Source organism: Brevibacillus sp. HB1.1 (genome assembly GCF_013332445.1).
Lineage (GTDB): Bacteria > Bacillota > Bacilli > Brevibacillales > Brevibacillaceae > Brevibacillus > Brevibacillus porteri.
In genome coordinates this window covers 473,818-485,814 of sequence record NZ_JABMIV010000001.1, presented here as the reverse complement: position 1 = coordinate 485,814, position 11,997 = coordinate 473,818, and the positions used below count along the sequence as shown (strand labels likewise).

General features: G+C 46.2%; 14 protein-coding genes. All 14 read left to right on the top strand.

Going from position 1 to position 11,997, the window contains the following annotated elements:
* Positions 1-4: 4 nt before the first annotated feature.
* The 14 genes from HPY27_RS02285 (at position 5) to tsf (ending at position 11,876) form a co-directional block, all read left to right on the top strand.
* On the top strand, positions 5-868 hold the full coding sequence (locus HPY27_RS02285) for a MinD/ParA family protein (protein ID WP_017249313.1): 864 nt from the start codon (positions 5-7) through the stop codon (positions 866-868).
* A 31-nt stretch (positions 869-899) separates the two neighbouring features.
* Positions 900-2,006: a protein-glutamate methylesterase/protein-glutamine glutaminase gene (locus HPY27_RS02280; RefSeq protein ID WP_174224286.1), complete on the top strand. Its 1,107-nt coding sequence runs from the start codon at positions 900-902 to the stop codon at positions 2,004-2,006.
* A gap of 21 nt (positions 2,007-2,027) precedes the next feature.
* Positions 2,028-4,052 (top strand): chemotaxis protein CheA, encoded by a 2,025-nt coding sequence (locus tag HPY27_RS02275; protein ID WP_017249311.1) that lies wholly within the window; start codon positions 2,028-2,030, stop codon positions 4,050-4,052.
* Between the two features lie 16 nt (positions 4,053-4,068).
* Positions 4,069-4,545, top strand: coding sequence for a chemotaxis protein CheW (locus tag HPY27_RS02270; protein WP_017249310.1), 477 nt, complete (start codon positions 4,069-4,071; stop codon positions 4,543-4,545).
* A gap of 5 nt (positions 4,546-4,550) precedes the next feature.
* The gene (locus tag HPY27_RS02265; RefSeq protein WP_017249309.1) at positions 4,551-5,177 is read left to right on the top strand and encodes a chemotaxis protein CheC; all 627 of its coding nucleotides are present in this window, start codon (positions 4,551-4,553) and stop codon (positions 5,175-5,177) included.
* Complete coding sequence (locus tag HPY27_RS02260; protein WP_007719270.1) at positions 5,164-5,649, top strand: chemotaxis protein CheD; 486 nt, start codon at positions 5,164-5,166, stop codon at positions 5,647-5,649. Before HPY27_RS02265 ends, HPY27_RS02260 begins: the two co-directional genes overlap by 14 nt.
* A 3-nt stretch (positions 5,650-5,652) precedes the next feature.
* Positions 5,653-6,036, top strand: coding sequence for a hypothetical protein (locus HPY27_RS02255; RefSeq protein ID WP_069849255.1), 384 nt, complete (start codon positions 5,653-5,655; stop codon positions 6,034-6,036).
* A gap of 16 nt (positions 6,037-6,052) precedes the next feature.
* Positions 6,053-6,841, top strand: coding sequence for a FliA/WhiG family RNA polymerase sigma factor (locus HPY27_RS02250; RefSeq protein ID WP_017249307.1), 789 nt, complete (start codon positions 6,053-6,055; stop codon positions 6,839-6,841).
* Between the two features lie 31 nt (positions 6,842-6,872).
* Positions 6,873-8,291 (top strand): flagellar assembly protein A, encoded by a 1,419-nt coding sequence (locus HPY27_RS02245; protein ID WP_174224285.1) that lies wholly within the window; start codon positions 6,873-6,875, stop codon positions 8,289-8,291.
* A gap of 46 nt (positions 8,292-8,337) precedes the next feature.
* Positions 8,338-8,676, top strand: coding sequence for a hypothetical protein (locus HPY27_RS02240; RefSeq protein WP_017249305.1), 339 nt, complete (start codon positions 8,338-8,340; stop codon positions 8,674-8,676).
* 23 nt (positions 8,677-8,699) lie between these two features.
* Positions 8,700-9,224: a DUF6115 domain-containing protein gene (locus HPY27_RS02235; protein ID WP_017249304.1), complete on the top strand. Its 525-nt coding sequence runs from the start codon at positions 8,700-8,702 to the stop codon at positions 9,222-9,224.
* Positions 9,199-9,894 (top strand): DNA polymerase III subunit gamma/tau, encoded by a 696-nt coding sequence (locus tag HPY27_RS02230; RefSeq protein ID WP_174224462.1) that lies wholly within the window; start codon positions 9,199-9,201, stop codon positions 9,892-9,894. The genes HPY27_RS02235 and HPY27_RS02230 overlap by 26 nt, the downstream gene beginning before the upstream one ends.
* 246 nt (positions 9,895-10,140) lie before the next feature.
* Positions 10,141-10,851 (top strand): 30S ribosomal protein S2, encoded by a 711-nt coding sequence (rpsB, locus tag HPY27_RS02225; RefSeq protein ID WP_015891726.1) that lies wholly within the window; start codon positions 10,141-10,143, stop codon positions 10,849-10,851.
* A gap of 137 nt (positions 10,852-10,988) precedes the next feature.
* Positions 10,989-11,876 (top strand): translation elongation factor Ts, encoded by an 888-nt coding sequence (tsf, locus tag HPY27_RS02220; protein WP_017249302.1) that lies wholly within the window; start codon positions 10,989-10,991, stop codon positions 11,874-11,876.
* Positions 11,877-11,997 lie beyond the last annotated feature (121 nt).

The window sequence follows — 11,997 nt, the reverse complement described above, 5'->3', positions numbered from 1 at the left end:
ACAGATGCGTGACCAAGCAGAGCAACTCCGTGAGCGGATGCTACAAAACAAGAAGACACGACCAACTAGACTGGTGACAGTGACGAGTGGAAAAGGTGGTGTCGGCAAGTCCAATTTCAGCTTGAATTTTGGGCTTGGTTTGATTGAGAAGGGTCATAAGGCGGTTTTGTTTGACTTGGATCTGGGTCTGGCAAATCTGGATGTATTAATGGGAATTACACCAAAAAAGCATCTGTTTCATTTGTTAGAGCCAGATACGACTGTTTGGGACATTATCGAGCATGGGCCAGGAGGCTTAGAATTTATCGCGGGTGGTTCTGGATTTACACAGATTATGCAATTAGATGATCACAAGCTTGATCGCTTATTCTCTCATCTGGACCCGTTGCAAGGCTATGCCGACACAATCATTTTTGATACGGGAGCAGGTTTTTCAAAAGAATCCATGCGATTCATGCTCTCCTCAGACGAGGTCATCCTCGTTACCACCCCCGAACCACCAGCGATAACGGATGCATATGCAGTCATCAAGATGCTACACGCACGTAACCCCGCTGTCTCCATTCGATTGGTGATAAACCGAGCGTCGTCGGAGAGAGAAGGGAAAATGACGGCGGACAAGCTTGCGATGGTTTCCAAACGCTTTTTGAATCTGGATATTCAGTCGCTTGGATATGTTTCGGATGATCCTTATGTTTCAAAAGCTGTTAAAATGCAGCGTCCTTTTCTACTTACATATCCACAATCGCAAGCCGCGAGAAGCATACGAAATCTGGTAGAACGGTATTTGGATCGTCCGGGTACTTCAGATGCTTCTGTCAGTGGTCTCAATGGATTTCTTGCGAAGTTGAGGCACTTCATACGATGAGACATAAAAGTAGGAAGGGAGCGACATTCGAATGAGCAAAATCCGCGTTCTCGTCACGGACGATTCTGCATTCATGCGTAAAGTAATTTCGGACATTTTATCAACGGATCCTGAGATTGAAGTGATTGATCGAGCTAAGAATGGACTCGAATGTATTGAAAAATGTAAAGAACTGGCGCCGGATGTTCTAACTCTCGACATTGAAATGCCGGTTATGAACGGTTTGGACGCTTTGGAAAAGCTGATGAATGAATGCCCGGTTCCTATCGTCATGTTGAGCAGCCTGACAAAAGAAGGGGCCGAAGCTACGATTCATGCGTTGGAGCTAGGCGCGTTTGACTTTGTAACGAAGCCGTCTGGTCCAATTTCTCTCGACATCCACAAAGTGGGCGATCGTCTTATCGAGCGCGTGAAGGCTGCGGCAGCATCGAAAGTACGTTTGAGAAAGCAGATCCCTCGCGTAGTCAAACCGGTATCTTCCGAATCAAAAGCTGCACCGGCATCTCCAGTAATACGTACGAAAATACCGAGCCCGCCTGCCGTGATACGGTCACAAGTGGGCGGAAAGGCAAGACTGGTGGTTTTAGGTACATCTACGGGTGGTCCTAAAGCATTGCAGAGTGTACTCACTGCAATTCCGGCGAATTTTCCGGCACCAATTGCCATCGTTCAGCATATGCCAGCAGGTTTCACGAAATCGTTAGCAAATCGGCTAGACTCGTTATGCCAAATTCGAGTAACCGAGGTTGTCGATGGCGAGTATTTGGAAAATGGTACAGCTTACATCGCTCCAGGAGGCTTCCATTTCGAAGTTCGTCAAGTAAATGGGAGACTTCAGGCCTATTTACATCAAGAGGAGCCACGAGGTGGTCACAGACCGTCTGTCGATATCCTGTTTGAATCAGTCAGTCAATTGACAAACGTAGACAAATGGGCAATCATCATGACAGGCATGGGAAATGATGGGACTAAAGGGCTAAAGCGTATGAAGGAGCTTGGCGCTGTTACAAGTATTATCGAAGATGAGTCGAGTTGTGTCGTATACGGAATGCCACGAGCAGCGATTCAAGCAGGCTTGGCAGACAACGTGGCCCCATTAGAAAAGATTCCAGAGCTGTTGTGCAAGCTCTTGCACTGATTTTTGGGAGGTGGATCACCTATGGATATGAATCAGTATTTGGACATGTTTATTGAGGAGTCAAAGGAACACCTACAGGCAATCAACGCCAACTTGTTACTCTTGGAAAGTGATCCGGGTAATATTGGCCACGTCAAAGAGATTTTTCGTTCCGCTCATACATTGAAGGGGATGTCGGCGACCATGGGCTTTGAAGACATGGCGAGTTTGACTCACGAAGCGGAGAATGTACTTGACCTGATTCGCAATCAGAAGTTAACGATTACCAGTGATATCATGGACGCTATTTTTCAGAGCGTAGATTTGATTGAAGGCATGGTCATCGATATCACAGAGGGTGGAGACGGTTCAGCGGATGTATCCGCTATTGTAAAGAAGCTGCGGGCGATTGTAGCTGGAGATTTTTCAGCCGAGCAGGAAGTAGCAGCTGCTACGATGGTCGTGGAAGCACCGCAAGAGGAAAGTACACCAGCTGAAGAGCATGAGCTGGACGATTATGCAATGATGGTCTTGAAGCAGTCTCAGGAGCTCGGAAATAACGTTTTGTGGATCAAAGTGACATTGAATGAAAACTGCTTGCTCAAGGCTGCTCGCTCTTACATGGTTTTTGATCAATTGGAATCCATGGGTGAAGTGATCAAAACGAAGCCAGCTGTTGAAGATATCGAGAATGAACGATTTGAACAATCGTTTGAAATCGCCTATGTGACGGAGCAATCGATTGAAAAAGTACGAACTACGATTCTTAACATTTCGGAAATCCAAGATGTGACAATCGAAACGATTCAATTGAAGAGTGAAGCTCCACCTGCTCCCGTAGTGCAACAGACGCCAGCGCCAGCTGAAAAAGGAGCAGCAGAAGCTCCTCAAGCACCTGTGAAGAAGGCAACGGCTGGTGGAAAAACAATTCGTGTGGATATCGAACGCTTGGATATCTTGATGAATCTGTTTAGCGAATTAGTCATTGACCGCGGTCGTTTGGAGCAGTTGGCACGCGAGATCGGAAAGAATGAACTGCAAGAAACCGTGGAGCACATGAGTCGGATTAGTGGCGATTTGCAAAACATCATTCTGACCATGCGGATGGTTCCAGTGGAGCAAGTATTCAATCGTTTCCCACGTATGATTCGCGATCTGCAAAAAGATCTGAATAAAAAAGTGAATCTGGAGATTATCGGTGCGGAGACAGAATTGGACCGTACTGTCATCGACGAAATCGGGGACCCACTCAATCACTTGCTGCGTAACTCGCTTGACCACGGAATTGAGTCTCCAGCAGATCGGAAAAAGGCGGGTAAGCCAGAGGAAGGAAAAATCGAGCTCCGCGCTTTCCACAGTGGGAACCATGTATTTATTGAAGTAAAAGATGACGGTGCTGGAATCAATAAAGATAAAGTTCTCAAAAAAGCGCTTGAGAGAGGGATTGTCAATCCTGCTACTGCAGATAGCATGAGCGACAAGCAAATCCACGAGTTGCTTTTTGCAGCAGGCTTTAGTACAGCGGAGGTTGTATCTGATATTTCCGGTCGTGGTGTTGGACTGGATGTCGTTAAGTCCAAAATTGAATCGTTGGGTGGCAGTGTCAGCGTAGATTCTGTGCGCGGTCAGGGCACGATTTTCCTCATTCAATTGCCGCTTACGCTCTCTATCATTTCCGCGATGCTGGTACAAGTGAAAGATGAGAAGTACGCTGTCCCACTCAGCTCCATCATTGAGACGGCTGTATTTAAAAAAGATCAAATCATGATGGCTCACCGCCAAAAAGTGATCGACTTCCGGGGACGTGTAGTTCCGCTCGTTTCGCTGCAGGACATTTTCCAAGTGCCTGATAATGGGGAAACGATGGAAGATGAAGTGGCAGTCGTCATCGTACGTAAAGGTGAGAAAATGGCAGGCCTTGTCGTCGATTCGTTCATCGGTCAACAAGAGATTGTTCTAAAATCTCTCGGCAAATATCTGGTCAATGTATTTGCTATTTCAGGTGCAACGATCTTGGGAGACGGACAAGTCGCGCTCATCATAGATTGTAACTCGCTGATTAAGTAGAAGGAGGGGCAGCCGCATGCTCGATCAAAAAGAAGTCATTAGCGAAGTCAAAGTGATTGTCTTTCGATTGAAGGACGAAGAGTATGGCGTAGAGGTTCATCAGGTCAGATCCATTGAAAAGCTGGAGCATATCACAAGAGTTCCGCGAACGCCTAGTTTCGTCAAAGGGGTTATTAATCTGCGTGGCGTTGTGACACCGATTATTGACCTACGCAATCGCTTTAGTCTCGAAGAAAGCGTCTATTCCGAAGCAACTCGAATCATTATCGTGGCCGTAGGTGAATTGGAAGTGGGTCTCATTGTAGATGCTGCTAACGATGTTATCGATATACCAGTTGATGCGATTGAACCGCCTCCAGAGGTTGTTGGAGGAGTGGAAGCCGCTTATTTGCGAGGTGTCGCTAAGCTGGATAAACGACTGTTAATCCTCTTAAATCTCGATAAAGTATTGAGCACTGAGGAAATCAAGCAGTTGGACGCAATTGAGGGGTAAGTAAAATGGGCGATTTTACGAAGTTTGGAGATTTCCAATTTGACGTTTTACGGGAAATCGGGAACATCGGTGCTGGTCACGCTGCCACGGCTCTCTCCAAGCTCATACAAAAAGAAATCGATATGAAAGTTCCACAAGTCAAGATTATCCCTTTCGACGAAGTCGCAGATTGTGTAGGAGGAGCGGAAACTGTAGTAGTGACCGTCTTCCTCCGCGTTGAAGGCGATTGTCCAGGGAACATGTTTTTCATCCTTGATTTGGATTCTGCCAAGCACCTACTCGAACAAATTACAGGAATTAATAAAGATGTGTACGAGTGGGAAGAGCTGGAGATTTCAGCGCTGCATGAGATTGGCAACATCTTAACAGGCTCTTATCTATCATCGTTAGCTGATTTTACACAATTAAATTTACAACCGTCTGTACCTGCACTCGCTGTGGATATGGCTGGAGCTATTCTAAGTTATGGATTAATAGCGTTGGGTCAAGCGGGTGACTTTGCCCTCACGATTGACACCGCTTTTTTCGAAGGCAATGAACAAGTAAAAGGGAACTTTTTCTTAATTCCTGATCCTGAATCGCTCCCAACACTATTTCGTTCATTAGGGGTTCCGTTCGATGGAGATTATTAAGATAGGGATGGCTGATCTTGGTGTGGCAAAGCCGCCGAGTAAGCTGCGTACTACCGGTTTAGGTTCTTGCGTAGGGGTAGTGCTCTACGATCATATCCATAAAATTGCAGGTATGGCACATGTTATGCTCCCTGAATCGTCTTTGGCTAAAAGCGGGGAGCTAACAATAGGCAAGTATGCGGATACAGCAATCCCCCATCTGATTCAGTTGATGGTGAAGGCTGGTGCTGAGACCAGACACACAGTTGCAAAATTGGCTGGCGGTGCACAAATGTTCGCATTTTTAGGGAATAATGACACCATGCGGATTGGGCCTCGGAATGTAGAGGCGTGCAAACTTGCATTGAAGGATGCTCATATAAAGATCGTGGCAGAAGATACAGGGGGAAACTGCGGTCGGACAATAGAGTTAGATGCCACAAACGGCATTCTTCAAATCAGGACCGTAAATCAAGGTGTGAAGGAAGTATAACAAATGTTAGGAACCATTTGGATTAATTTTGGATTAGGAATGCTCGCATTTCTTGTGACGCTGGGTACGGCTGTGGCGAGTAATGTCTGGCTCGTATCACTGGAGAGAGCAGGTATCGCATTTGTCCTATTCTTCCTCGCTGCATTTCCAATTCGTTGGCTGCTCGCAACGTTCATACAGTCATCTACTCCACCAATGGTTACGGACACGCTAGAGGAGACAGGCTCTCCTCTAGCGGAAGGTGGGGTCGTACTGGAAATTGGACAACTATTAGAACAGGAAGATCAAACATTTGCACCACTCTCAATCAACAAGATGGAAAGGGTTCATCCTACTGAGGATCCAGCCACCGTTGCAGAGGTCGTTAGGCGCTTATCAGATGAGTAAAGGTTGGTGACTATTCGTGGCACGGCTAACCAGTCAAGAAAAAGCAAAAGAGTTCGATAAATGGGTCATGTGGAAACAAGAGGGAAGTCGCGAGGCGGAGGTTGACTTGGTCACGCGGTTTTTGCCACTGGTAGATAAGGTGGCAAATCGGTTGGCGATTAATTTGCCAGCAAATGTGGACAAGGATGACTTGATTAGTTATGGGCGCTTTGGACTATTGGACGCTTTGGCTAAATTCGATCATACCCGGGGTCTCCAATTTGAGACGTACGCCATGTGGCGGATTCGTGGTGCAATGATCGATGGACTACGCGAGAACGACTGGATCCCTCGTACTGTTCGAGACAAGGCCAAAAAAATCGAAGAAGCATACACCACCTTGGAACAGCAAATGCTGCGAATGCCAACCGATCAAGAAGTGTCTAATTATCTGGGAATAAGCAAAAAGGAGCTTCAACAGGTTTTCTTGGAAACCTCTCTTGCCAGCATGGTTTCTATCGATGAGGCAGTAGGGGATGAAGACGAACAAAAAACAGCAAGACATTCGTATATCATTGACGAGCTCACACCTCGCCCTGATAATGTGGCGGAAGTATCCAGCTTAAAAGAGGTTCTAGTAACGGTCATCGACAAATTGCCTGAAAAGGAACGATTGGTTGTCTCCTTGTTTTATTTTGAAGAAATGACCTTATCAGAAATTGCGGAAATCATGAGCTTGTCACCTTCAAGAATATCCCAGTTGCACTCCAAAGCTCTTTTCCGACTTCGTTCTGCGTTGTCCAGATGGAAATCGCAATTAATGTAAGGGGACATTACCCAAGCTTGAGAGGGGTAGAATGATGGAAGGAATCGGGAATTATAAAATAGAAGTAAAAATTTCAGCTGATAAATTGGAGGCTGAGGTACTTCTACGTGCGGACGAACAAGATATCGACGAAATTGTCGTCTTGGAAACAGATGTTTACAAAGCATTACAAACAAGCAATGTGAAGTATGGAATTCTCGATGATGTAGTCCAGAACTTGTGTACCTTACCCGCGAAGTATGCAAATGCGAGAGTAAAGGTTGCTCAGGGGATTGCACCTGTGGCCGGAACCGATGCGACTATCGAGTACCCCTATTTGGCATCTATTAATGAAGGGGAAGGTCCAAAAGAGCTAGAGGATGGTCGAGTTGATTTTTATAATGTGACGACAATCCCTAATGTGGCAAAAGGACAACTCTTGGCACGTAAAATATCAGCAAGCCAGGGACAACCAGGCACAGCAGTTACCGGAGAGCCCATCGCTCCCAAAGCCGGCAAGGAAATAAACATAAAGCCTGGGAAAAATGTTGTGCTCAATCAAGAGCGGACGATGCTATACGCCGCTATTGACGGACAAGTCTCCTTCACAGAACAGGCAAAAATGAACGTGTTTCCCGTATTTGAAGTAAACGGGGATGTCGATTTTGGTGTTGGCAATATTGATTTTGTGGGAACGGTGGTCATTCGCGGGAACGTATTGAATGGCTTTCGCGTAAAGTCATCCGGAGATATCCGTGTACTTGGCAGTGTAGAAGGGGCCGAGTTGTACGCGGAGGGCTCTATTGAAATCAAAAGCGGGATTGTTGCTCAGGACAAAGGCTGCATTGTTGCGGGGAAAGATGTTCGGACATCCTTTATCCAAAACGCCAATGTAACGGCTGGCAATCAAGTGGTTGTTTCACAAAGCATCATGTTCTCAACCATACGAGCCGGAAAGCAAATCATCTGCAAAGGAGCAAAAGGCTTCATTATTGGTGGAGTGCTTCAAGCTGGGGAAAAAATTGTGGCACGAGTATTTGGGAACAGCAGCGCCACTCCTACGATACTCGAAGTAGGAGTAAAACCAGAATTAAGACAAGAACTGGCGAACATTCAAAAAGAACTACAAAATGTGTATGAAAATTTACGCAAAACAGATCAAGGCCTAGGCGTTATTAATCAGATTCTTCAAGTTAGCAAAGAACTTCCAGCAGACAAACGTCTCATGCAAATCAAGCTAACCAATACTCGTTTGGTTTTGGAAAAAGAAAGCAAGGAATTGGAAGCACGCAGAAATGATATTGAACTCGAGCTGAAAGGGGAAGGACCAGCAGCTATTGAGGCATATCATGTGATGTATCCAGGAATCAAAATGACGTTTGGAAAGCTGGTGCACTTTATCAAGCACGAGTATGCGAGAACGCGATTTATTGTGCTGGACGGTGAAATTAGCACAGCAACTCTCATCTAATCAAGGATGCTTACATACTTAGTGTGACAAAGGGAGTTGGGGCCATATGAGTTTGAAAGCGGTTGAATTGCAGGTGGCAATACCACGTACGCTAGAAGTCAGCCGAATTCAGGAGCATCAGCAACAACGAACCATGCATGAACAACAATCAATGATTGATCAGCGAAGAGACCTGGATGAACATATGCGCCAGCGCCCGAGCGATCTTGAGCAATCACAAAAGAACCAGATACGCGAACGAGAAAAAAAGCAAGGACAGCAAGAACATCAGGACAAAAAAGAATCCGCTGGAAGTCAATTGTCCGAATCGAGCGAAGGTGTATCTACGAATGCTGATCTCATGAGAGATCCATTGCGTGGACGTATTATAGATATTTCTTTATAAACGAAGTCAAGCCAGAAATAAAGGTGGACAACATGGACGTAGTGTATCCCATCCTGATTGGAGCAGGAATGATCAGTATGCTTCTTGCTTTTGTCATTAAAAAGAAGCAGCCTGTTGACTCCTTTTCCTCAATACCGACACAACGCACGACGGACAAGGACGAGCTCGAAAAAAGCGTGCAGCGTCTTCAAAAACAGGTAAAGCAAGAAACCCATCTTCTTTCTGCAGAATGGCAGGAAATGAGAGCGGATCTTCTCGAGGATATCGCTAGTTTGCGCAAGCGATTAGACAATATAGAAGAAGAATGGCAAAAGAGTGAGAGTCACAAGCAAGAGGCTCCAAATGATACGGATAGGATAGAACCAGCACCTCAAGTTCAAGAGGTGGATATGCTGGCACTGCGAGAACGTTATCGCCGTGCCTTTGAGCTGAGTAAAGAAGGTTTGTCTCGGGATGAGATCGCAAAACGACTCGGTGCCGGCAGAGGGGAAATCGATTTGGTCTTTTCCTTGGCTGACAGGCATGAGAGAGGTCTTGCCGATGCGTAAACAAGAGCTATTATTTGGATTTGGAGCAGGACTGATTGTGGCTACCTCCATTATTGGACTGTTAGCGCCTAAGCAAACTGCGCAAGCACCAGCCCTGACTGTCGATCAAATGAAAGTAGCTGCACAAGAGCTGGAAATGGTCGTACTTACAGCAGAAGAATACAAACAGTGGCAGGAAGAAAAGAAAGTGAACGTACAGCCAGCTCCTGGAGTGCCTAAGGCGCCAGTTACGCCAAAGGTAGGTCAAACCGTGGCGCCTGTGACTAAGCAGCCGCAGCCGCCAACAGTACAGCCTACGACACCTGCAGCTTCATCGGAACAAAAGGTCATTCCGCCAACGAATCCAGAGAGTAAGGACGGCCAGTCTACTCCAACCGTACCGAATACGCAGACACCAACGTCACCCAATACGTTGGCACCTAAAGCTCCGACAGTAGAAGCGCCAGTAGCAAATAAGAAGGTATCTTTCACTGTCCCTTACAAAGCAACTGCAGAGGATGTAGCGCAGATTCTAGTAAAGGAAGGAATCCTTCCTGCCGACAATCAATTTGTGGCACAGCTACGTGCGAGCGACAAGCTAAATCGTATTCGTGTAGGTACCTATGAAGTGTCGACCGCCGCTCAGGAAGCAGACATCGTCAAGTTGATCACAACACCGCCTAAAAAATAGGCGGTTTTTTCAATGTAACCAAATGTGTCCATTTGTCCTCTGCCAAGAAGGGTCAAAACTTTTTTTACGAAATAAATGGAATTCGTTTGTTGCAATTGAAACTCCCATATGATATATTCATTTACGGTGTTGAAATCGCACGTCCACCAATTCCGGCAACGGTGCTGCCTAAGGCAGAATTGCTTGGAACATGCGGTGTGGCGGAGGTAGGCATCACAAAAACCATTTTTGAAGGAGGTGTGAAATATGGCAGTAATTTCGATGAAACAATTGCTCGAGGCTGGTGTACACTTCGGTCACCAAACTCGTCGTTGGAACCCGAAAATGGCTCGCTATATCTTCACCGAACGTAACGGAATCTACATTATCGACCTGCAAAAAACCGTTAAAAAAGTAGAGGAAGCGTACAATTTCGTACGTGAACTCGCTCAAGACGGCGGAAAAATTCTCTTCGTTGGTACGAAGAAACAAGCACAAGAATCCGTTAAAGAAGAAGCAGAACGTACAGGTCACTACTTCATCAACCAACGTTGGTTGGGTGGTACTCTGACAAACTTCACAACCATCAAAAAACGTACTGCTCGCTTGGCTGAGCTGAAACGCATGGAAAACGATGGTACTTTCGCAGTATTGCCTAAGAAAGAAGTTATCGTTCTGCGCAAAGAAATGGATCGTCTGGAAAAATTCTTGGGCGGTATCGCTCACATGGATAAACTGCCTGACGCTCTGTTTGTCATCGATCCTCGTAAAGAGCGCATCGCTGTAGCAGAAGCTCGTAAATTGGGTATCCCAATCGTTGCGATCGTAGATACTAACTGCGATCCAGATGAAATCGATTATGTGATCCCAGGTAACGATGACGCAATTCGCGCTGTGAAATTGCTCACTGCTAAAATGGCAGACGCTCTCCTGGAAGGAAACCAAGGTACAGAGCAACAAGCAACAACAACTGCGTAAGCATGTGTGTTAAAGGGTGGACTGAGGGTGTCAGAACCCCCGTCCATCCTTTTTTGCTGAATAGCGTCGCCAAGGTTAACAGGTGACTTGCTTTTCGATTATAATAAGATCGTAACTTTTCGAGGAGGTTTCACTCAATGGCAATTAGTGCACAAGCTGTTAAAGAACTGCGCGAGCGTACAGGCGCAGGTATGATGGATTGCAAACGCGCGCTGGAAGAAACAGCAGGCGACATGGAAAAAGCGATTGACTTGCTCCGTGAGCGCGGTGTAGCGAAAGCAGCAAAAAAATCTGGTCGTATCGCAGCAGAAGGTTTGACTGCAACAGCGGTAGCTGGAAACGTAGCAGCAGTTGTTGAAGTGAACTGCGAAACTGACTTCGTAGGTAAAAACCCTGAGTTCCAAGCACTCGTTAAAGACATCGCTGAGCACGTTGTATCCCAACGCCCTGCATCTGTTGAAGAAGCGCTGGAGCAACCTTTCAAAGGTGCTGGCGAGACTTTGGGTCATGTAATCAATGAGAAAATCGCGACTATCGGAGAGAACATCTCCTTCCGTCGTTTTGCACTCTCCGAGAAAACAGACAACGGCGCATTCGGTGCTTACCTCCACATGGGTGGCCGTATCGGCGTTCTGGTTACTTTGGAAGGTACACAAGACGAGACACTGGCTCGCGACCTGGGCATGCACGCAGCAGCGTCCAACCCACGTTTTGCTAACCGTGAAGAAGTTTCCGCTGATGAGATCGAGCGTGAGCGTGAAGTTCTGAAAAACCAAGCACTGGCTGAAGGCAAACCTGCTAACATCGTTGAGAAAATGGTAGAAGGCCGCCTCTCCAAATTCTTCGAAGAATACGTACTGGTTGAGCAACCATTCGTAAAAGATACTGACAAGAAAGTAGCTGTTCTGTTGAAAGAAGCAGGCGCTACCTTGAAAGGATTCGCTCGCTTCCAAGTAGGCGAAGGTATCGAGAAGAAACAAGAAGACTTCGCAGCTGAAGTAATGGCTCAAGTTAATAAGCAATAATAAAGGTTATAGGGAACACCTTCGTGTTCCCTATTTTCAAAGCGAGAGTTTCACTTTGTGTGAAACTTTCTGCATGTAAATAGCAGTGTGTACCTGTTCCCAATTAGAAGGAATGCAGACT